Origin of the sequence: Microbacterium sp. (assembly GCF_041641055.1) — a bacterium.
Taxonomy (GTDB): domain Bacteria; phylum Actinomycetota; class Actinomycetes; order Actinomycetales; family Microbacteriaceae; genus Microbacterium.
In genome coordinates this window covers 21,710-40,495 of sequence record NZ_JBEPZB010000017.1, presented here as the reverse complement: position 1 = coordinate 40,495, position 18,786 = coordinate 21,710, and the positions used below count along the sequence as shown (strand labels likewise).

Annotated in this window: 21 protein-coding genes; 11 read left to right on the top strand and 10 right to left on the bottom strand. The window is 69.4% G+C overall.

Annotation, left to right across the window (positions count from 1 at the left end; translation table 11 throughout):
- Positions 1 to 19 precede the first annotated feature (19 nt).
- The gene (locus ACESK8_RS11815) at positions 20 to 1,246 is read right to left on the bottom strand and encodes an MFS transporter (RefSeq protein ID WP_372968782.1); all 1,227 of its coding nucleotides are present in this window, start codon (positions 1,244 to 1,246) and stop codon (positions 20 to 22) included.
- A gap of 107 nt (positions 1,247 to 1,353) precedes the next feature.
- Between ACESK8_RS11815 and ACESK8_RS11810 the strand changes: the two genes are divergently transcribed.
- On the top strand, positions 1,354 to 1,659 hold the full coding sequence (locus ACESK8_RS11810; protein WP_372968781.1) for an ArsR/SmtB family transcription factor: 306 nt from the start codon (positions 1,354 to 1,356) through the stop codon (positions 1,657 to 1,659).
- A gap of 52 nt (positions 1,660 to 1,711) precedes the next feature.
- Here the strand turns inward: ACESK8_RS11810 and ACESK8_RS11805 are convergent, their stop codons facing one another.
- Together ACESK8_RS11805 and ACESK8_RS11800 are read right to left on the bottom strand one after the other, a co-directional pair.
- Positions 1,712 to 2,470, bottom strand: coding sequence for an SDR family NAD(P)-dependent oxidoreductase (locus tag ACESK8_RS11805; RefSeq protein WP_372968780.1), 759 nt, complete (start codon positions 2,468 to 2,470; stop codon positions 1,712 to 1,714).
- A gap of 1 nt (position 2,471) precedes the next feature.
- Complete coding sequence (locus ACESK8_RS11800) at positions 2,472 to 2,750, bottom strand: helix-turn-helix domain-containing protein (protein ID WP_060927939.1); 279 nt, start codon at positions 2,748 to 2,750, stop codon at positions 2,472 to 2,474.
- Positions 2,751 to 2,806: 56 nt separating this feature from the next.
- On the opposite strand from ACESK8_RS11800, the gene map reads away from it, so the two are divergent.
- Positions 2,807 to 3,574 (top strand): type I methionyl aminopeptidase, encoded by a 768-nt coding sequence (gene map, locus ACESK8_RS11795; protein WP_372968779.1) that lies wholly within the window; start codon positions 2,807 to 2,809, stop codon positions 3,572 to 3,574.
- On the opposite strand, the gene ACESK8_RS11790 is transcribed toward map, so the two are convergent.
- The 3 genes from ACESK8_RS11790 to ACESK8_RS11780 all read right to left on the bottom strand — a co-directional run bounded on the left by ACESK8_RS11790 (position 3,534) and on the right by ACESK8_RS11780 (position 6,772).
- Positions 3,534 to 5,138, bottom strand: coding sequence for a glycosyltransferase family 2 protein (locus ACESK8_RS11790; protein WP_372968778.1), 1,605 nt, complete (start codon positions 5,136 to 5,138; stop codon positions 3,534 to 3,536). The two genes, map and ACESK8_RS11790, sit on opposite strands and share 41 nt — an antisense overlap.
- A gap of 72 nt (positions 5,139 to 5,210) precedes the next feature.
- Positions 5,211 to 6,398 carry an RNA polymerase sigma factor gene (locus ACESK8_RS11785; protein WP_372968777.1) on the bottom strand — a complete coding sequence of 396 codons (1,188 nt, stop codon included), beginning with the start codon at positions 6,396 to 6,398 and terminating at the stop codon, positions 5,211 to 5,213.
- Complete coding sequence (locus ACESK8_RS11780; RefSeq protein WP_372968776.1) at positions 6,395 to 6,772, bottom strand: YciI family protein; 378 nt, start codon at positions 6,770 to 6,772, stop codon at positions 6,395 to 6,397. The genes ACESK8_RS11785 and ACESK8_RS11780 overlap by 4 nt, the downstream gene beginning before the upstream one ends.
- Positions 6,773 to 6,937: 165 nt before the next feature.
- On the opposite strand from ACESK8_RS11780, the gene ACESK8_RS11775 reads away from it, so the two are divergent.
- The 3 genes from ACESK8_RS11775 (at position 6,938) to ACESK8_RS11765 (ending at position 11,468) form a co-directional block, all read left to right on the top strand.
- Positions 6,938 to 7,525 (top strand): PadR family transcriptional regulator, encoded by a 588-nt coding sequence (locus ACESK8_RS11775; RefSeq protein WP_372968775.1) that lies wholly within the window; start codon positions 6,938 to 6,940, stop codon positions 7,523 to 7,525.
- 24 nt (positions 7,526 to 7,549) lie between these two features.
- Positions 7,550 to 9,241 (top strand): ABC1 kinase family protein, encoded by a 1,692-nt coding sequence (locus ACESK8_RS11770; protein ID WP_372968774.1) that lies wholly within the window; start codon positions 7,550 to 7,552, stop codon positions 9,239 to 9,241.
- Positions 9,242 to 9,392: 151 nt separating this feature from the next.
- Positions 9,393 to 11,468: a BCCT family transporter gene (locus tag ACESK8_RS11765; protein WP_372968773.1), complete on the top strand. Its 2,076-nt coding sequence runs from the start codon at positions 9,393 to 9,395 to the stop codon at positions 11,466 to 11,468.
- Positions 11,469 to 11,955: 487 nt separating this feature from the next.
- On the opposite strand, the gene ACESK8_RS11760 is transcribed toward ACESK8_RS11765, so the two are convergent.
- A complete protein-coding gene (locus ACESK8_RS11760; protein WP_372968772.1) occupies positions 11,956 to 13,611 on the bottom strand; it encodes an SDR family oxidoreductase in 1,656 nt (551 codons plus the stop codon).
- A 91-nt stretch (positions 13,612 to 13,702) separates the two neighbouring features.
- Here ACESK8_RS11760 and ACESK8_RS11755 point away from each other — a divergent pair, with 91 nt between their 5' ends.
- Positions 13,703 to 13,957: a hypothetical protein gene (locus ACESK8_RS11755; protein ID WP_372968771.1), complete on the top strand. Its 255-nt coding sequence runs from the start codon at positions 13,703 to 13,705 to the stop codon at positions 13,955 to 13,957.
- A gap of 73 nt (positions 13,958 to 14,030) precedes the next feature.
- Positions 14,031 to 14,201, top strand: coding sequence for a CsbD family protein (locus ACESK8_RS11750; protein ID WP_060926716.1), 171 nt, complete (start codon positions 14,031 to 14,033; stop codon positions 14,199 to 14,201).
- A 78-nt stretch (positions 14,202 to 14,279) separates the two neighbouring features.
- On the opposite strand, the gene ACESK8_RS11745 is transcribed toward ACESK8_RS11750, so the two are convergent.
- Positions 14,280 to 14,837 carry a MarR family winged helix-turn-helix transcriptional regulator gene (locus tag ACESK8_RS11745; RefSeq protein WP_372968808.1) on the bottom strand — a complete coding sequence of 186 codons (558 nt, stop codon included), beginning with the start codon at positions 14,835 to 14,837 and terminating at the stop codon, positions 14,280 to 14,282.
- Positions 14,837 to 15,088, bottom strand: a complete 252-nt coding sequence (locus ACESK8_RS11740; RefSeq protein ID WP_372968770.1) for a hypothetical protein — start codon at positions 15,086 to 15,088, stop codon at positions 14,837 to 14,839. The genes ACESK8_RS11745 and ACESK8_RS11740 overlap by 1 nt, the downstream gene beginning before the upstream one ends.
- A 149-nt stretch (positions 15,089 to 15,237) precedes the next feature.
- On the opposite strand from ACESK8_RS11740, the gene ACESK8_RS11735 reads away from it, so the two are divergent.
- The 4 genes from ACESK8_RS11735 (at position 15,238) to ACESK8_RS11720 (ending at position 17,846) form a co-directional block, all read left to right on the top strand.
- Positions 15,238 to 15,657: a MarR family winged helix-turn-helix transcriptional regulator gene (locus tag ACESK8_RS11735; RefSeq protein WP_372968769.1), complete on the top strand. Its 420-nt coding sequence runs from the start codon at positions 15,238 to 15,240 to the stop codon at positions 15,655 to 15,657.
- 72 nt (positions 15,658 to 15,729) lie between these two features.
- The gene (locus tag ACESK8_RS11730; protein ID WP_372968768.1) at positions 15,730 to 16,059 is read left to right on the top strand and encodes a hypothetical protein; all 330 of its coding nucleotides are present in this window, start codon (positions 15,730 to 15,732) and stop codon (positions 16,057 to 16,059) included.
- A 2-nt stretch (positions 16,060 to 16,061) separates the two neighbouring features.
- The gene (locus tag ACESK8_RS11725) at positions 16,062 to 16,346 is read left to right on the top strand and encodes a hypothetical protein (protein WP_372968767.1); all 285 of its coding nucleotides are present in this window, start codon (positions 16,062 to 16,064) and stop codon (positions 16,344 to 16,346) included.
- A 276-nt stretch (positions 16,347 to 16,622) separates the two neighbouring features.
- A complete protein-coding gene (locus ACESK8_RS11720) occupies positions 16,623 to 17,846 on the top strand; it encodes an MFS transporter (RefSeq protein ID WP_372968766.1) in 1,224 nt (407 codons plus the stop codon).
- 167 nt (positions 17,847 to 18,013) lie between these two features.
- On the opposite strand, the gene ACESK8_RS11715 is transcribed toward ACESK8_RS11720, so the two are convergent.
- Positions 18,014 to 18,766 carry an SDR family NAD(P)-dependent oxidoreductase gene (locus ACESK8_RS11715; RefSeq protein ID WP_372968765.1) on the bottom strand — a complete coding sequence of 251 codons (753 nt, stop codon included), beginning with the start codon at positions 18,764 to 18,766 and terminating at the stop codon, positions 18,014 to 18,016.
- Positions 18,767 to 18,786: the final 20 nt, after the last annotated feature.

Sequence of the window (18,786 nt, the reverse complement as noted above, 5' to 3'; positions counted from 1 at the left end):
CCCCCCCCGGGCCTGCCCCCTACTCCCCCCGGCGCACCCGCAGCACGAGCGCGACCACCGCGAGCACGATGACCACGACGCCGTATCCGACGCACACCGTTTCGAGTCCGAGTACCCCGACCAGCAGTCCGGCGACGACCGCCGGCACGCCGAAGGCGAGGTAGGCGAGCAGGTAGATGACGGCGAACGTGTCGGCGCGGTCGCTCGCCGGGATGCGGGGCGCCAGCGACGCGACCACTCCCGAGAACGCGGTGCCGAAACCCATGCCGGTCACGGCGGTCGCTGCCAGGTAGAAGGGGAGCGACTCCACGCCGAGGGCCCACAGCGACAGCGCGGTGCCGACCGCGAGCGCCGCGGTGCCGAAGATCACCGAGGTGCGCGGGCGGCGGTTGCGGAACACGAACGCGGTGATCGCGCCGACTCCGGCGAGCATGGCCACCGCGAGTCCCTGCCAGACATGCGCCTCGCCGCCGAGCTCACCGCGCACGATCGTGGAGCCGAGCGAGAGGAAGAGTCCTCCGGTGGCCCAGCCGGCGATGATGGCGGGCGCCCCGCGCCAGAAGTCCGAGCGGATGCCGGCGGGCACCGACAACCGGAATCGCAGCGATGCCAGTGCCCCGGGCCGCAACGGTGCCGTCTCGGGGGCGAGGAAGAAGAGCCCCGCGAGCACGAGGTAGACGCCGGTCAGCGGAGCGAAGACGTCGAGCAGAGGTTCGCCGGTGAGGTCGAGCGCGATGCCCGAGACGAGTGCGCCGAGTGCGAGGCCGATGCCGGGGCTCAGAGCGTTCCACAGCGCGGCGGTCCTCGAGCGTCCCCCCGGGGCGAGGTCGAGCGCGGCGGCGGAGAGCGCGGCGATGAGCACACCGCTCGCGGCGCCCTGCAGGATGCGCGCGAGCATGAGGGTGGCCACGGTATCGGCATGCCAGAACAGGACCATGCTCGCGGCGAGGATCAGCAACCCGCCGATCGCGACGGGGCGGCGTCCGACGTGGTCGGAGAGGGAGCCTGCGGTGAGCAGGGCGAGCAGGAGGGCGATCGCGTAGACGGCGAACACCGCGCTGATGACGATCGCGTCGAATCCGATCTCCGCCGCGAGCACCGGATAGAACGGCGACGGCGCACTGGCTCCCATCATCATCGCGATCTGCGTCACGATCGCCAGGGCGAACCCGAATCGTGGGCGCCGGATCGGTGCGGCGGAGGGCGCCGTCGACGATGAGGTGGCGATGGGTGACGTGGTGCTCATGCATGCTCCCGCGCGGGCGTCGGAGGTGGAGGTGAAGTTCGGTTCGAGAATCATCGAACTATCGGAGCGTACTCGCCCTGACGCGATTGTTCAACTATTCTCGAACTATGCCTGGCGACCTTCCGCATCCCGAGCGCTCCGAGATCCAGCTCACCGACGTGCTCTTCGCGCTCAGCGACCCCGAGCGCCTCGCCATCGCGCGCCAGCTCGCCGACGGTCCGCTCGACATGGCCGCCTGCCACGCCACCGATCCGAATCTGCCCAAGTCCACGAAGTCGCACTTCATGAAGGTGCTGCGCGAGGCGGGAGTGATCCGCAACGAGCCGAACGGACGGCGGCGGATGCTCACGCTGCGGCGCGACGACCTGGATGTGCTGTTCCCCGGCCTCCTGGAGTCGGTGCTGCGGCCCTAGCGCGCGATCTCCAGGTCGCGAGGCCCCAGAGCGAGCGACCCGGACCGCGCGCTCACCGGAAGTACGAGGCGCCGTTGAGATCCAGCACGGTCCCCGACGCCCACACGGCGGTCGGCGACGTGAGGTAGGCCACCGCATCCGCCACCTCTTCGGGCGTGCCGACACGTCCGAACGGACTCTGACCACGGATGCTGTCGCCTGTCTCGCCCTCGAGCTTCGCGGTCTGGCGCTCGGTGGCCACCATGCCCGGTGCCACAGAGGTCACCGAGATGCCGTGCGGCGCGAGCGCGAGCGCCATCGACTGGCCGAACGCCTGGAGTCCCGCCTTGGTCGCGGCGTAGGCGGGGTGGTCGGCCTCGCCGCGGAAGGCGCCCCGCGATCCGACGTTCACGATCGACCCGCCAGATCCCCGCTCGATCAGGTGCTGCGCCACGCGCAGCGTGACGTTCGACGCCCCGAGCAGGTTGACCGCGACCATCGCCGACCACGCCTCCTGCCACTGGGGATAAGACACGGAATCGACGCGATGCTCGTTCGCCGCACTGGGCGCGACGGCGGCGTTGTTGACCAGGATGTCGAGGGAGCCCAGGGCGGCGATGGCCTCGTCGACCACGCGCGCTGCCTCGACCGGATCGCCCAGGTCGCCACCGACCAGCGCGTGGCCGGAGCCGTCGAGCGATGCGAGCGTCTGCTCCGCGGCCTGCCGGTCCCGGCCGTAGTGCACGACCACGCGGTCACCTCGACGAGCGAACGTCTGCGCGATCGCTCGGCCGATGCCGCGCGAGCTGCCGGTGATCAGCGCATGTGCCATCTCAGGAGGCGACCTGCGCCCGGCTGACCATCTGCGTGGCGGGTTCGACCTCGGCCCACACCGCATCGAGTGACAGGTGCAGGACTCCGGCGATCGCGGCGATCGTCGAGAACGCGGGCGTCGCGACGCGGCCGGACTCGATCTTGCGCAGCGTCTCGGGCGAGACGCCGGCGTCGAGGGCGACGCTGAGCATCGATCGCTCTCCGCGCGCACGCCGCAGCAGGGCACCGAGGCGCTCGCCGCGTTCGACCTCGGCGGGGGTGAGCGGCATCCGGACCATCATGTGCCCATTCTAATACCGGGATAGTATTACCGGGATAGTTATTGGAGTGCATCATGATCGAGATCCTCACCACCGCCGAGCTGGACCGAGCTCGCGATGCCGGCGCGCTCGTCGGCAGCATCCTGCAGACGCTGAAGAACTGGACGAGCGCGGGCGTGAACCTGCTCGACCTCGACCGGTGGACGAAGGCGATGATCGAGGATGCCGGGGCGCAGTCCTGCTACGTCGACTACGCGCCGTCCTTCGGCCGTGGACCGTTCGGCCACTACGTCTGCACCGCCGTCAACGACGCCGTGCTGCACGGCATGCCGCACGACTACGCGCTCGCCGACGGCGATCTGCTCACCCTCGACCTCGCCGTCACCCTGCGTGGGATCTCGGCCGACGCGGCCATCAGCTTCGTCGTGGGCACGGCCTCCCCCGACGACCTGGCGATGATCGACGCGACCGAGCGCGCCTTGGCCGCAGCGATCGACGCCGCACGCCCGGGGGCCCGCATCGGCGACCTCTCGCACGCGATCGGCACCGTGCTGAGCGGTGCCGGCTACCCGATCAACCTCGAGTTCGGCGGCCACGGGATCGGCTCGACCATGCACCAGGATCCGCACGTCGCGAACGACGGACGCAGCGGTCGTGGCTACGTCCTGCGGCCCGGTCTGCTGCTCGCGCTCGAACCGTGGGTGATGGCCGACACGGACGTACTCGTGACGGATGCCGACGGCTGGACCCTCCGCAGCGCCACCGGATGCCGCACCGCGCACACCGAGCACACGATCGCCATCACCGAGACGGGCGCCGAGATCCTGACGCTCGCGCGCTGACCGCAGCACTCCGCAGGCGTCGCGCGGCGCGACCCGCCAGGTCCCTGACACGACCGCCCGGCCACTCGCGACGCAGTTCGACCGCACCGCCCCGACCGGCGACCAGCGTGCAGCGACGCCCGGCCAGCAGGGGTGAGGGTCCGGCTGCGGCGAGGGTGGCGGCATCCGCGGTGAGGGGCACGTCGAACGTCCAGCCCGCCCGCCGCACGGTGACGACGAGCTTCGCACCGCGGGACTCGTCGTCGCGGCCGAACACCTTGAGCGGATCGATCGCCAACGAGGTCGTGTGCGGATCGCGCGGCTGCACCGAGGCGATCTTCCGCTCGAGACCGGCGGCCTTGTCGCGCAGCACCAGCCCGACCTGGTCGTTCTTCAGTTCGCGGCCCGCTTCGAGCAGGCCGGTCGGCAGGCCGTCCATCGCTACGGGCAACGAGGTGAGGATCCGCGTGCCGGGCTCGAACACCAGGGCATCCGCACCGTTGCGCGTGACGGACACGTCGACCGTGAGGTACAGGCCGCCGCCGCGCGACCAGCGGGCCGACGTCACGACGGCACGGCAGGTCATCTCTGTCTCGAAGCGGGCGAAGGTCAGGAGGTCCGCACGCCGGTTCGCGCGCAGCAGTGCCGCGCGGATGCGGTTCGGGAACGACAGGCCGCCGTCGACCCCCGGTCCGAACCGCCGCTGCGCGAGCGGCCCGACCACGTCGAGCAGCCGTTCGCGGTAGTCGTCCGGGTATCCGAGCATCTTCTTGCCCGTGAGCCGCTTGAGGATCTTGCCGCGGAACCAGTGCCGCAGCAGGCGATCCCGCAGCCGCCCCGGCTCGGTGTAGCGCTCGACCAGATCGAGCACGGCCTCGAGGTGCGGGAAGTACGACTCCGGGTCGATGCGCGACGAGCTCGCGCTGCCCGCGTGCTTGACCCACGCGTAGCAGGGCTGGCTGGCGAGGATCGAGATCGTCGACGCCTCGAAGTACGCCCGCATCACGAAGAGGTGATCTTCGAGGCGGACCTTGCCGTCGGGGAAGCGGATGCGGTGCTCGCGCAGGAACGACGTGCGGAACATCTTGTGCGGGGTGAGCATCTCCAGCAGCGGGTCTTCGCCGAGCCTGGCCCGGGGGACGTCGCGGCGGAAGATCCGGCTCGGCAGCCGGCGCCCGATCCCCACCTCCTTGCCGACGATCACGTCGGAGGCGTTCGCGTCGGCGTAGTCGCACAGCGCCTCGAGCGCGCCAGGGTAGAGCCAGTCATCCTGGTCGACGAACTGGATGTACGTGCCCTTCGCCTCGTCGATGCCATGGTTTCGGGGCGTCCCCGGCCAGCCCGAATGCGGCAGCAGCGCGACGCGCACGAAGGGGCGGTCGCGGGCGACCTCCTCCAGCCGCACCCGGGTCTCGTCTCCGGACCCGTCATCGCACAGCAGCACCTCGAACCGGTCGTGCGCGAGCGTCTGCGCATCGAGCGAGGCGATGAGCTCGTCGAAGGCATCCCCCGGACGGAACACGGGGACGACCACGCTCACCCGGACGGAGGTGGACGCGGGGGAAACGGCAGCAGAAGTCGACATCGACAGAAGTCAAACATCGTCACCTGTGGAGCACAGGGGGCTTGCTTTCAGGCGGCGGTGCGTGCAGACGTGTCAGCGGCACCCTTCGTACGAGGCCGCGCGGGCGCGGAGGAAGGCGGCGACGGCGTCGTCCTCCGCGAGGGCGATCGCACGCGCATACGCCTCTCTCGGGTCGAGACCGGCCGCCGCGAGCAGCTCCGCCCGTGCCGCCTGATACGGCTGGAAGTCGTCCGCAGCCGTCGGCAGCGCCGCGAGCCCCGCCTCCGGTCCCTCGATCCTGGCGACGACGACCGCGGACGCCACCCGAGCGCCGAGCGTGGGCGCGACCGCGAGCAGCGCCGCGTACAGCATCCGCAGGGCGTCCCAGTCCGTGCGACCGGTGCGGAGACGGTCGCAGTGCACCGCCTGGATGGCGGCCTCGAGCTGGAATCGTCCCGGTGCATCCGCCGGTCGCGCTCGCCGCAGGTAGGCCTCGCCCTCGGCGATCAGCGCGGCATCCCATGTCTGCGGATCCTGCTCGTCGAGCGGCACGAACTCGGGCGCGCGCCGCGCGAGGGTCAGGGTCGTCACGGCCGCGAGTCCCCAGGCCTCCGGTTCGTCGACGAGCAGCCCGGCGAGGGTGGCCGCCAGATACTGGGCCTCGCCGGCCATCGATTCGGCATCCCCGCGCCAGGTCAGCGCGGCGCACGCGTACACCGCCTCGAGCACCGCCGGCAGCCGCTCGGGCAGCACGCGTCGATCGGGGATCGAGAAAGAGATGCGGGCATCCCGGATGCGGCGCTTGGCCCGCACCAGTCGCTGCGCCATCGCGGCGGGCGGCACCGCGAACGCCCGTGCGATCTCCGTCGCCTCGAAGCCGAGCACGGTCTGCAGCATGAGCGGCGCGCGCACGGCAGGATCGATGGCCGGGTGCGCGCAGACGAACAGGAGCTCCAGCCGCTTGTCGCCGATCGCGAGCGGGTCGTGCTCGGCGAGCGGATCGATGCGGGCGCTCTCCTCGTGGAGGGGAGCGGATGCGCGCGCCGCGGCCGACTTCCACACGTCGCGTAGCCTGTTCCTCGCCACGGTCAGCAGCCATCCTTCCGGATTGTGCGGGATGCCGTCGTCCGGCCAGCGCCGCAGCGCCTCCTCGAAAGCCCCGGACAGGGAGTCCTCCGCGAGCGCCAGGTCGCCGGTCCGGGCGGCGAGCAGCGCGACGAGCCGGCCGTAGGAGGTCCGCGCCGCACGCTCGGCGGCGACTCGGACCTCCTCGGGGATCATCGGTTCGGCGTCCAGACGCCGTCGACCGTGAACACGGCGCCCGGACGCACCTCGACGGCGCCCCAGAACGCGGGCGGTGCCTGTCGGGCGAAGCCGATCGCGGCATCCAGGTCGGCGACGTCGATCACGACCGTTCCACCGAGTTGCTCCTTGGTGTCGGCGAACGGGCCGTCCTGCACCTGCAGCGCGCCGTCGCGCACGCGCACCGTGGTGCTCACGGCCGAGGGCTGCAGGACCTCGGCGGCGATCAGGACTCCCGCCGCGTGCAGCGTGGCGGCGTAGCTCGCGAACGCGGCCTGCCCCTCTTCGAGCGCCTCGGCACCCAGGGTCTCGGCATCGAGCTCTTCGTAGTGCAACAGCAGTGTGTAGCGCATGGTCTCATCCTCACTGTTCGTCGGTCAGCGTACAGAGGGATGACGATCGAGCAGCCGGCCGATCGACACATCGGCCGAAGTTCCTCGCCGACAGCAGATTCCCACCCGCCACACAGCCTTAACGATATATCGTTGACTATCGCTCACCACTTCCGGGAGGTCATCATGAACAACGCATTCCCCTCGAACCCGTTCGGCGGATCCGGCTTCGGCTCTGGCCCCGGCGGACCCGCATCCGCGATCTTCGATGCCATGGACCAGCTCCGCAAGACGTTCGAGCAGCGCCCCAGCGGCGGCTCGCGCATGGCGAAGGGCGACGTCCGCACCGCGGTGCTCTCGCTCCTCGTCGAAAAGCCGATGCACGGCTACCAGATCATCAACGAGATCGCCGAGCGCAGCGGCGGCTCGTGGAAGCCGAGCGCAGGCTCCGTCTACCCCACGCTGCAGCTGCTGGCCGATGAGGGCCTGATCGAGGCTGAGGAGCAGAACGGTCGTAAGACCTACTCGCTCACCGAGGCCGGTCGTGCCGTCGCCGCCGAGCACACCGAGACCCCCGCCCCGTGGGAGTCGCAGTCGAAGGGCGAGGGCTCGCACGACAACCCCCGCTACACCGCGCTCCCGAAGGCGGGCGTCGACCTCGCGGCCGCGGCCGCAGCCGTCGGCCGCAGCGGCAGCACCGAGCAGGTGCAGCAGGCGGTCGAGATCCTCGATGAGGCCCGCCGTAGGCTGTACTCGATCCTCGCTCAGGACTGATCGCACACGACCCAGGGACGACACATGACGGATGCTGCGGCGCAGGGCGCCCATCGTGCCCGGTACCGCCGCATCGTGTCGTTCGCGGCGCGCGAGTTCGCCAAGATCTGGTGGTTCGAGCTCGTCCTGCCCAAGCTCGGTCTGAGCTCCGTCTCGGAGCGCACCCGCGCGCCGCGCATGCAGCGCTTCGCGAAGCGCTTCCACGTGCTGGCCGTCGAACTCGGCGGACTCATGATCAAGGTGGGGCAGTTCATGTCGTCGCGCCTCGACGTGCTGCCGCCCGAGATCACGAAAGAGCTCGAGGGGCTGCAGGACGAGGTTCCGGCCGTGCCGTTCACCGGCATCCGGGCTGCGGCGGAGGCTGAGCTCGGCCGTCCGCTCGAAGAGGCCTACGCGTGGTTCGACGAGACGCCGGTCGCCGCCGCATCCCTCGGTCAGGCGCATCGAGCGCGCCTCTCCGCTCAGGATGCCGCTGACACCGGCCTCGGCGAGGTCGTCGTCAAGGTGCAGCGTCCCGGCATCGACGAGATCGTCGCGGTCGACCTGGCGGCGTTGCGTCGCGTCGCCCGCTGGGCGATGCGCGTGCGACTCGTCGCCGACCGGGTCGATGCGCCGGGGCTCGTGGAGGAGTTCGCGCAGACCAGCCTCGAGGAGATCGACTATCTGCACGAGGCGGCCAGCGCCGAGCGCTTCCGCGAGAACTTCGCCGCCGACCCACGCGTCAGCGCCCCCGAGATCGTCTGGGAGCGGTCGACCCGCAAGGTGCTGACGCTCTCGGACGTCACCGCGATCAAGATCAACGACAAGGATGCTCTGCGGGCAGCGGGCATCGATCCCTCCGAGGTAGCCGACGTGTTCGCCGAGGTCATGTTCGACCAGGTCTTCACACACAGCTTCGTGCACGCTGATCCGCACCCCGGCAACATCTTCGTGACGCCGGTCGCGGCGAGCGGGGCTACCGGGCGCAACTTCCGTCTCACGTTCATCGACTTCGGGATGATGGCCGAGGTGCCCGACAACCTGCGTGCGGGTCTGCGCACCCTGCTGATCGCCGTGGCCGGTCGCGACAGCCGCGGGCTCGTCACCGCGGCGCAGGAGATCGGCGTGCTGCTGCCCTCCGCCGACACCGCCGAGCTGGAACGCGCGCTCCGGGCGCTGTTCGCCCGCTTCGGCGGCATGGGCTTCGCCGAGCTGAGCACGGTCGATCCGCGGGAGTTCACGGCGTTCGCCGACGAGTTCGGCGACATGGTGCGCTCGCTCCCGCTGCAGCTGCCCGAGAACATGCTGCTGCTGATCAGGGCGGTGTCGCTGACCTCCGGCATGTGCTCGAGCCTCGATCCCGCCTTCAACGTCTGGGATGCCGCCGAACCCTACGCCGGTCGACTGCTGCGCGACGAGTCCGGCAACCTCATGCAGGACATGGCGCAGCAGGCCATGGAGACCGCCGCCGTCACCTATCGCCTCCCGAAGCGGATCGACGCGATCATCACCAGGGTCGACGACGGTGACGTCACGTTCGATACCTCCGCCCTCGAGCGTCGGCTCGACCGGCTCGAGGGCATCGCCCGGCGGATCGGATCCGGCGTGCTGTTCGCCGCGATGCTGGTCGGCGGGGCGCTGCTCGTCGCCACTCTGCCTCCACTCGGCATCACCCTGATCTGCGTCTCGGCGCTGCCGCTGCTGCACTCGGTCTTCGGCGGACGTCGCTCGCGCTGACGCAGCCTGTCGACCTTGCTGACGCGCCCGGAAAACCCAGAGCATCCGGCATCCGCTCGGCGTGCCGACCCCGTACACGCCGGGGATCGGCCGGTTCACCTGGGTTTTCCCATCCCGAGGGCGGAATGCCGGCATGGGAGAATGGGTTCTCATGGACACTCCGGACGAGAAGACGCCCCCGCGCAACGACCATCCGAAGACCTCCACCGCCGCGATCAGGCAGGCCGCGAAGGCCAGTGAGGCCGCCCAGAAGATCGTTCGTGACATCGCGACCGTTCCGCCGCGAGGCGTGCATCCGGCGCTGGTCCCCGGCGTCTCGGTCGAGGAGACCGGGCGCACCTACCGCACCGATCCGCTCGTCTTCGGCATCGCCGTCGCGCTGACCATCGCGTTCATCGCCTGGGGCGTGTTCGCGGGCGACAACCTCTCGGGCACGACCTCGGCCGTGCTCGACTGGGTCGTCGAGTACTTCGGCTTCTTCTTCACGACGATCGCCACCGTCATCCTGGTCTTCATGCTGTTCATCGGCTTCAGCCGCTACGGGCGCATCCCGCTCGGACGCGACGACGAGGAGCCCGAGTTCTCGATGTTCTCGTGGATCTCGATGCTCTTCGCCGCCGGCATGGGCATCGGCCTCGTCTTCTGGGGCGCCGCCGAGCCGCTCACCTTCTTCGAGAATCCGCCGCCCGGCACGGTCGAGGCGAACACCCTCGAGGCCATGCACACCGCGCAGGCGCAGGTGCTCTACCACTGGGGCCCGCAGGCGTGGGCGTTCTACGCACTCGTGGGTGGCGCGATCGCCTACGGCGCGTTCCGTCGCGGCCGCACCCCGCTGATCTCGTCGATCTTCGCGCCGCTGCTGGGGGAGGGCCGCACCACCGGGCCGCTCGGACGCACGATCGACATCTTCTCGATCATCGTCACCCTGTTCGGCACCGCCGCATCGCTCGGACTTGGAGCCCTGCAGATCGGCCACGGCGTCGAGATCGTCAGCGGCATCGGCGAGCTCGGCAACGGCGTACTCATCGCCGCGATCGCCGTGCTGACCGCCTGCTTCATCGCCTCGGCCGTGTCGGGCGTCTCGAAGGGCATCCGGGCGCTGTCGAACATCAACGCGGTCGTGGCTCTGCTGCTCGCGTTCTTCGTGTTCTTCGTCGGACCGACGCTGCTGATCCTCAACGTCATCCCGTCGGTGGCCGTGCAGTTCCTCGGCGACCTGCCCGAGATGGTCGCCCGTTCCGCCTCGCAGGGCGACGAGGCGCAGATGTTCCTCTCGAGCTGGACGATCTTCTACTGGGCGTGGTGGATCTCGTGGTCTCCGTTCGTGGGCATGTTCATCGCCAAGATCTCGCGCGGCCGCACGCTGCGCCAGTTCGTGTCGGTGGTCATCCTGGTTCCGGCGGCCATCTCCCTCATCTGGTTCGCCATCTTCGGAACCACGGCGATCCAGCAGCAGATGGAGGGCGCCGGTCTCACCGTGGATCCGCCCGAGGAGGTGCTCTTCGGCGTGCTCGGCAACCTGCCGTTCCCGCTGATCACGAGCATCGTGCTCATCCTGCTGATCTCGATCTTCTTCGTGACGGGCGCCGATTCCGCATCCCTCGTGATGGGCACGCTCTCGCAGCAGGGGCGCCCAGAGCCGTCGCGGTGGGTCGCGGTCGTCTGGGGCATCCTGGTCGGGGTGATCGCTGCGGTGCTGCTCGTGACCGGCGAAGAGGGCAGCGGACTCAAATCGCTGCAGAACGTCACGATCATCGCCGCGCTGCCGTTCGCGGTGATCATGGCGTTCATGATGGTCGCGTTCATGAAGGACCTCCGGCGGGATCCGATGATCCTGCGCGAGCGCTACGCCCGCATGGCCGTGCGGCACAGCGTCATGGCGGGACTCGAGGAGTACGGCGACGACTTCGCGCTCGTGCCGGTCGAGTACGACCACTCCGAAGACGACCTCGCCTGGATCGATGAGGCCGATGTCGACGACAGCCTCGCCGAGGTCTACGCCACGGCGACGGAGGCGATCGACATCATCCCGGGTGCGGATCCGGATGCGGATGCGGGTGCGGGTGCTGGTGCTGGTGCGGGTGCGGGTGCTGGTGCGGGTGCTGGTGCTGGTGCGGGTGCTGGTGCTGACCCTGCGGGTCTCGCCGAGCAGCCGGCCGAGGCGGATGCCGCCCCTGGAGCCGTGCACGGGGACCCGCCGCGCACTCCGGACCGCCCTGTCGACTGACTCCGCGCACGCACCCTCAGTGCGGATGCGGGGTCAGTAACGCATCCGAAACCGTCGTTTCCGGTGCGAAAGTGACCCCGCACGCGACCTCCGGTGCGGAATCGACCCCGCACGCCGCGCACGCACCCACAGTGCGGATGCGGGGTCAGTAACGCATCCGAAACCGCCGTTTCCGGTGCGAAAGTGACCCCGCACGCGACCTCGGGTGCGGAATCGACCCCGCATGCACCTTCGGGTGCGGAATCGACCCCGTACGCGGAAACCTGGGGCGGAACTTACCCCGCATACCCCCGGCACCCTCAGTTCGGATGCGGGGTCAGTGCGGATGCGGGGTCAGTAACGCATCCGAAACCGCCGTTTCCGGTGCGGAACTGACCCCGCACGCGACCTCCGGTGCGAAAGTGACCCCGCACGCGACCTCCGGGTGCGAAAGTGACCCCGCACGCGACCTCGGGCAGAACTGACTCCGGATGCGACTCGGCAGGGATCAGGCGACGGAGGCCGTCTCGGCAGTAGCCGCACTGTCCGCACCCGGCGCACCCGGCGCACCCGCCGCACCCGGCGCACCCGGCGCGACCGTCTCGACCGGGGTGGCCGCGGCGGCGGTGATCCGCGCCGCCATCCCGGCGAAGATGAACCCGTGGAACGGCAGGACGCCGAGCCAGTACAGGCGGCCGGCGAGTCCGCGGGGGAAGAACACGGCCCGCTGCTCGTACCGTGAGCCGTCGCCGTCCGGAAGCGCCCGCAGCTCGAGCCACGCCTCGCCCGGCACCTTCATCTCCGCGCGCAGCCGCAGCAGTCCACCGCTCGCGGGGGAGGAGTCCGTCGCGCGCCCTGGCTCCTCGACGGCCTCGACGCGCCAGAAGTCGATGGCGTCTCCGACCCTGGCCTCGGCCTTGCTGCGCCGGCCGCGACGCAGGCCCACCCCGCCGACCAGTCGGTCCATCCAGCCGCGCACAGCCCAGAGGAACTTCGAGGAGTACCAGCCGTTCGAGCCGCCGATCCCGATGATCACCCGCCACAGACCGTCGACCGGCGCGGCGGTGCGCAGCTTCCGGGTGTCGGTGAAGACCGTGCGCCCGGCCCAGTCCGGATCGCTGGGAAGAGGGTCGCTCGGGGCACCCGAGACCTCGGCATCCTGCCAGCTCGTCTCGATCGTGTCGGCGTCGACGCGACCCAGCGCCATCGACACGGCGGTGCGGTAGGGCGTCAGCCCGTCTGCGGGGCGGGGGATCAGGTCATCGATCGCGTGGTCCTTGACGATGCACTCGTTCTGCAGCGACGCGACGAGCGGACGCGCGATCGACCGCGGCACCGGAGTCACGAGGTTCACCCAGTGCGACGCGAGCCCCGGCGTCAGCACGGGAAGGGCGGCGATCGCCCGCTGCCGCAGGCCGGCTTCCAGCGCGTACCCGTTCATCATCTGCCCGTAGCGCAGCACATCGGGTCCGCCGATGTCGACGGCGCGGTTCACGTCGTGGTCGACGCGAGCGGCACCCAGCAGGTAGTGCAGCACGTCGCGCACGGCGATCGGCTGGATGCGGTTGCGCACCCACTTCGGCGCGGGCATGTAGGGGAGGACGTCGGTGAGGTGACGGATCATCTCGAACGACGCGGAGCCCGAGCCGATCACGACCCCTGCCTGCAGCACCAGGGTCGGCACCCCTGACTCGAGGAAGATCTCGCCCACCCGCACGCGCGACCGCAGATGCGGAGACAGGGTCACATCGTCTGGATGCAGTCCCCCGAGGTACACGATCCGCTGCACGCCAGCCGCTGCCGCAGCATCCGCCACGGTCGTCGCCGCGCGCTCGTCGCTCTCCTCGAAACCCTTGCCCGCGGTCATCGAGTGGATCAGGTAGTACACGACATCGACGTCGCGCATGGCTTCGGCGACGGCATCCGCATCGTCGGCGGAGCCCTCGACGATCTCGCAGTCCGCTCCCCAGGGGAAGGATGCCGCGCGTGCCGCGTCGCGAGCGAGCACCCGCACCCGGTATCCGGCGTTCAGCAGCCGCGGGGTGAGTCGCCCTCCGATGTACCCGGTCGCCCCGAGGACGAGGGCTCGGGGAGCCGAGCCGTCGTCGCGAGGGTCGGCGCGCAGTGCCTCTTCGTGCCCCGTGGGCTGGGTGAGCTCTGTCATCTCTCGAGCGTAGGCCGGGTACCTGAGTTTTTCACTAGGCTGGCAATTCACTAGTTTGCCTAGTAATCTTTGTCGCGAAGAAGGTGATCACATGTCCGGAGCAACGAATTCCCCCAGCTGGGTCGACGTGACAACGCGCACCGCGCCGTCGACGCTCTCGGATGCGGTCAGTCTCGCGCCGCTCCCCGCCAGCGAGGCCGTGGGGCGCGCGACCGGTCTCGGTCGCGCGCCCCTGATCGCCCAGGAGCCGCCGACCTGGCGCACGGCCGGAGTCGTCGGGCTCATCGCCCTCGTGGCCGCCGCCGCCCTGCCCGTGATCGCCGGCATCCTCTCGCTTCCGCTCTGAACCACCGCGCGAGCAGGCCCTGAAGCCCCATAGACCGCCGCAAGACCACCGATGAAGAGAGAAGGGAGCCCCCATGGGACTCGATGACAAGATCAAGAATGCCGCTCAGGACCTCGCCGGCAAGGCGAAGGAGACCGTCGGCAAGGCGACCGACAACGAGAAGCTCGAGGCCGAGGGTCGCGCCGACCAGGCCAAGGCCAACGTCAAGAAGGCCGGCGAGAACGTCAAGGACGCCCTCAACTGAGATCAGTGACCCAGAACGGGGAGGTGGCGATCGCCACCTCCCCGTTCTCTGTCCCGGGGGTGTGCGACCGCGGCTCGGCTACTCGCCGGCCGACTCCGATTCCTCGTGGTCGCGGATGACGTCGCGCAGCTCCTGATCGAGATCGGATGCCTCCTCGATCGCCGAGGTCATGCCGGCCAGGAACCGCGTGATGATCGCGCGCTCCTTGTCGTCGAGCTCGTCGACGAGGGCGAGCATGCGGCGATGCATCGCGCCGAGGGTCTCGCGGACCTCGTCATCGCTGCTGACCGTCGGCACGATGACGCCGGCCCTGCGGTCGGTCGGATGCGGCTCGCGCCGGGCGTGGCCGCCCTTCTCGAGCCGGTCGATGAGGGTCGTCGTCGAGGCGGTGGAGATGTCCAGCATCCGCGCGATGTCGATCGGGCGCACGAGGCGTCCGGCGCGCTGTTCGCGGAGCAGGAAGCGGAGGGCGACGAGGTCGGTCTCGTTCATGCCCATCGAGATCCGGGTGCGGGTGCGCATCGCGGTCTCCGCCGATCGATAGCGCCGCAGCATGTTCAGCACGTCGACGGTGCTGGCGCTGTCCGAATCGGGGTACCAGTAGCCGGAACGGCCGAAATCCTCCGAGCGCTCCATCACGCCACCTCGTTGTCGTCAGTCAGGGGCTTCTCGCGCTCTCCCTGCTCGCGCAGAAGCATCTCGACGGCGCCGCTCTCGACCTCCGCTGGCACGATCCGCAGGATCCCGCCCGTGATCGCGTCATGCTCCGCCGTCACGATCTGGTCGAGGCGCCAGGCCGGAACAGAGGGGAACCGCGTGCGAAGGCGATCGAGCATGTCGGCGTACGCGATGTACCCCGCATCCTCGAGTGTGAATCGCTCGACCATCGCCGTCCTCTCTGGTTTACTTCTATCTTCGCATCCGATGAGAGTGGCTGGTCGCATTGGATTTCGCTAGGCAACCTGGTTACCTGTTCTTCAAGTAGAATGGATGCGTCAGGGGGTGGCATATGGAAACCGGGATCGATACGAAGCAGATGACGGATCTCGTCACCTGCGTGGATGAGCTTCGCCGTGCGGACGCGCAGTTCGGGCGTCGTCTGGCGGCCGTGAGGGCCCCCAACGACACCGACCGTGAGGCGATGCGCTTCATCATCGACGCGCCCGACGACGCCCCGGCCACTCCCGGCGGTCTCGCCGCCCATCTGAACGTGAGCACGGCGGCCATCACCAGCGTGCTGCGCCGACTGCAGGACCGTGGTCAGATCATCATCGCCCCGCACCCTGCGGATGCGCGATCGAAAGTGCTCCGCCCGTCGCTGCGCGATCTGCACCTGCCCGCCGACGAGCTCACCCAGCGGATCCAGTCGATCGCGAGCGAGTTCACGCCCGAGCAGACCGAGGCCGTTGCGCGCTTCCTACGCAGGCTCACGGAGGAGATCAGCGACCTTCCGTGACGGTCGATTGTCATTTAGCTAGGTAACCTAGTAATCTATTTCCCAGGCCATTCTTCAGCGTGAGGAGAGATCATGGGTTACCTGACATATGGAAACACCGCGGCACCGATCGAAGTGGATGACGAACTGCTGAGCCACCTCCGGCTCGTGATCGTCACGAAGCTGCGTCGCAACGAGTCCTTCCCGCTCACGCTCGCGATCGGCGACGGCGTCGCCGAGACGCTCTGGGTGCATGCGTCCATCCCGCTGCGCTTCGTGATGGAGGAGGAAGTCGCGATCGACCGCGCACTCGTGGTGTCGATGATGAACGCGGCCAACTCTGCGGGAGGCCTCGACCTCACCCGCGGTGAGTTCGCTCCGGCCGTCGGGGGATCTCGACGGCTGCACGCGATGAGTGCGTGACCATGTCTGCGCGAATCAGGAAAGCGGCGAAGGCGCCGGCGGGCACGCGGACCACGGCGGCATCCCGTCCTCGCGGGCTGTGGGTCGAGGTCGAACCCGGTTTCCACGTGGGCAACGACGGGCGACAGTACCTCGGTTCGATCACGGGGAACATCGTCGAAGGGTTCACCGCCTTCGGGCCGACATCGGAGGTCATCGGCCGGTTCGAGCAGCTCGATGAGGCGAAGGCCGCGGTCGTTCTGGTGGCCGGGGCCCCGGCGGCCGACGCTGAGCCGCTGCTGAGCTGACTCGAGCGGTTTCTGAACTGACGCCGGGCGGTTGCTGAGCTGACTCGAGCGGTTTCTGAACTGACGCCGGGCGGTTGCTGAGCTGACGTCGGGCGGTTTCGGCGTTGGCACCGAGTCGCTGCTGGGCCGATGCCGCGGCGGTTTTGCCGTCTCCGGTGTGGCGTGAACTGCCGAGCTGGTGCCGAGGGGTGCTGCTGATCCGGCACCGAGCCGGGGGCGCGCCCGGTCGGGCGCCGGGTTGCGAGATGCGTCGCGCTGCCCTGTAGCATCGTTGCCATGACTGCTATCGAATCGATTCGATCCGTGACTCCGGACCGAGCGTCACGCCGTGCGCGCATCGCCGTCTCGGCGCTGTTCCTCACGAACGGCGCCCTGTTCGCGAACATCCTGCCGCGGTATCCCGAGATCAAGGCAGCGCTCGGACTCGACAACGCCGGCTACGGTCTCGCGATCGCGGCCTTCCCCGCGGGTGCCATCGCGGCGGGCCTTCTCGCCGCCGTGCTCATCCGTCGGTTCGGCTCGGCGCGCATCGCGGTCATCGGCACGATCGCCACGGGACTCGGACTGCTCGCGGCGGCGGTCGCTCCCTCCGGCATCCTCTTCGCGGTGGCACTACTGCTGGGTGGAGCGTCGGATGCCATCACCGACGTCGCCCAGAACGCCCACGGTCTGCGGGTGCAGCGCCGCTACGGGCGCTCGATCATCAACTCCTTCCACGCGATCTGGTCGATCGGCGCCGTGCTCGGCGGGGGTATGGCCGCCGCGGCGATCGCCCTCCAGCTGCCGCTCGGCGTGCACCTCGGCATCTCGACGGCGATCTTTGCGGCGGTGGCATTCACCGCACTGTGGTTCTGCCTTCCCGGGCGAGACGAAGACGAGGACGCCGAGGCGACGGCCGAGCCGGCCGAGATCCAGACCGCGGTGCGTCGAGGTCTGAGTCCGCGCATCGTGATGATGCTCATCGCGCTCACTCTGATCGCCATGGCGGGAGCCATCGCCGAGGATGCGGGCAACTCCTGGGCCACCCTGTACCTGGCCGAGTCGCTCGATGCGCCGGCCGTGGTCGCTCCGCTCGGCTTCATCGCTCTCGTCGGGGCGCAGTTCGTCGGACGGATGCTGGGCGACGGCCTGACCGACCGCTTCGGTCAGCGCGCCGTCGCGCGTGTCGGAGGTCTGATCGCCGCGGTCGGCATGACGCTCGCCCTCGTCTTCCCGAGCGTGCCGGGAACGATCGCCGGATTCGCGGCGGTGGGCTTCGGCATCGCGACGCTGATCCCGGCGGCCATGCATGCCGCGGATGAGCTGCCCGGTCTGCGCCGCGGCGCGGGACTCACGATCGTGTCATGGCTGCTGCGGCTCGGGTTCCTGTTGTCGCCGCCGTTCGTCGGGTTCATCGCCGACACCCAGAGCCTGCAGGCGGGACTGATCGTGGCACCCGCGGCGGCAGTGGTCGCCGTGCTGCTCGCCGGTGTGCTCGAGAAGCGACGACCGCGGGGTTGACGCCAGTGGGGTGACGGCTGTGGGGCATCCGTCTCGCAACCCGGCGCGAACGCAGGACTTCAGCGCGAATGCAGGACGGAATCAGCGATTTCGTCCTGCACCCGCGCTGTCGTCCTGAATTCGGCAGTGTGAGTGCAGATATCGCGCGCACCGAACCCGGTCGAACCTCAGAGGGCCGTGTAGCCGCCGTCGACGAGGTGGTAGCTGCCGGTGATGAAGCTCGCCGCGTCGCTGGCGAGGAAGGCGATGAGGTTCGCGACCTCGTCGGCCTGGCCGAGGCGGCCGATCGGGTGCTTGCTCACGAGGAAGTCCTTCGCCTCGTCGCCCATGGTGGCCAGCAGCGGGGTGTCGATGAAGCCGGGTCCGACGGAGTTCACGCGCACACCCTGGGCGGAGTACTCGAGGGCTGCCGACTTGGTCATGCCGACGACGCCGTGCTTGGCGGTGACGTAGGCCGGGGAGTTCGCGAACCCGACGCTGCCGAGGATCGAGGCGATGTTGACGACGGATCCGCCGCCGTTCGCGAGGATCGAGGGGATCTGCGCCTTCATGTTGCGGAAGACGGCGTTGAGGTTGATCGCGATGACCTTGTCCCAGGCCTCGTCGTCGTAGTCGGCGGTGGGGGCGGATGCTCCGCCGATGCCGGCGTTGTTGACGCCGATGCGCAGTGGGGCGAGCGTGTTGGCGAGTTCGATCGAGCCGGCGATCCAGTCGCGGTCTGTCGCATCGCCGACGGATGCCTCGGCGGTGCCGCCGGCGGCGCGGATCTCCTCGACGACCGCATTCGCGTTGTCCGCATTCAGGTCGTTGACGACGACGGATGCGCCGTTCTGGGCGAGCAGCAGAGCGGTCGAGCGTCCGATTCCGCTGCCTGCTCCCGTCACGATCGCCGAGCGGTTCGAGACGTCGTACTGAGCCACGAGTGACTCCTCTTCCGGAC

Excerpts from the sequence above, each read along its gene's own strand:
- ACESK8_RS11815 (WP_372968782.1), bottom strand. The coding sequence starts at position 1,246 with ATGAGCACCACGTCACCCATCGCCACCTCATCGTCGACGGCGCCCTCC.
- ACESK8_RS11810 (WP_372968781.1), top strand. The coding sequence starts at position 1,354 with ATGCCTGGCGACCTTCCGCATCCCGAGCGCTCCGAGATCCAGCTCACC.
- ACESK8_RS11805 (WP_372968780.1), bottom strand. The coding sequence starts at position 2,470 with ATGGCACATGCGCTGATCACCGGCAGCTCGCGCGGCATCGGCCGAGCG.
- ACESK8_RS11800 (WP_060927939.1), bottom strand. The coding sequence starts at position 2,750 with ATGGTCCGGATGCCGCTCACCCCCGCCGAGGTCGAACGCGGCGAGCGC.
- map (WP_372968779.1), top strand. The coding sequence starts at position 2,807 with ATGATCGAGATCCTCACCACCGCCGAGCTGGACCGAGCTCGCGATGCC.
- ACESK8_RS11790 (WP_372968778.1), bottom strand. The coding sequence starts at position 5,138 with ATGTCGACTTCTGCTGCCGTTTCCCCCGCGTCCACCTCCGTCCGGGTG.
- ACESK8_RS11785 (WP_372968777.1), bottom strand. The coding sequence starts at position 6,398 with ATGATCCCCGAGGAGGTCCGAGTCGCCGCCGAGCGTGCGGCGCGGACC.
- ACESK8_RS11780 (WP_372968776.1), bottom strand. The coding sequence starts at position 6,772 with ATGCGCTACACACTGCTGTTGCACTACGAAGAGCTCGATGCCGAGACC.
- ACESK8_RS11775 (WP_372968775.1), top strand. The coding sequence starts at position 6,938 with ATGAACAACGCATTCCCCTCGAACCCGTTCGGCGGATCCGGCTTCGGC.
- ACESK8_RS11770 (WP_372968774.1), top strand. The coding sequence starts at position 7,550 with ATGACGGATGCTGCGGCGCAGGGCGCCCATCGTGCCCGGTACCGCCGC.
- ACESK8_RS11765 (WP_372968773.1), top strand. The coding sequence starts at position 9,393 with ATGGACACTCCGGACGAGAAGACGCCCCCGCGCAACGACCATCCGAAG.
- ACESK8_RS11760 (WP_372968772.1), bottom strand. The coding sequence starts at position 13,611 with ATGACAGAGCTCACCCAGCCCACGGGGCACGAAGAGGCACTGCGCGCC.
- ACESK8_RS11755 (WP_372968771.1), top strand. The coding sequence starts at position 13,703 with ATGTCCGGAGCAACGAATTCCCCCAGCTGGGTCGACGTGACAACGCGC.
- ACESK8_RS11750 (WP_060926716.1), top strand. The coding sequence starts at position 14,031 with ATGGGACTCGATGACAAGATCAAGAATGCCGCTCAGGACCTCGCCGGC.
- ACESK8_RS11745 (WP_372968808.1), bottom strand. The coding sequence starts at position 14,837 with ATGGAGCGCTCGGAGGATTTCGGCCGTTCCGGCTACTGGTACCCCGAT.
- ACESK8_RS11740 (WP_372968770.1), bottom strand. The coding sequence starts at position 15,088 with ATGGTCGAGCGATTCACACTCGAGGATGCGGGGTACATCGCGTACGCC.
- ACESK8_RS11735 (WP_372968769.1), top strand. The coding sequence starts at position 15,238 with ATGACGGATCTCGTCACCTGCGTGGATGAGCTTCGCCGTGCGGACGCG.
- ACESK8_RS11730 (WP_372968768.1), top strand. The coding sequence starts at position 15,730 with ATGGGTTACCTGACATATGGAAACACCGCGGCACCGATCGAAGTGGAT.
- ACESK8_RS11725 (WP_372968767.1), top strand. The coding sequence starts at position 16,062 with ATGTCTGCGCGAATCAGGAAAGCGGCGAAGGCGCCGGCGGGCACGCGG.
- ACESK8_RS11720 (WP_372968766.1), top strand. The coding sequence starts at position 16,623 with ATGACTGCTATCGAATCGATTCGATCCGTGACTCCGGACCGAGCGTCA.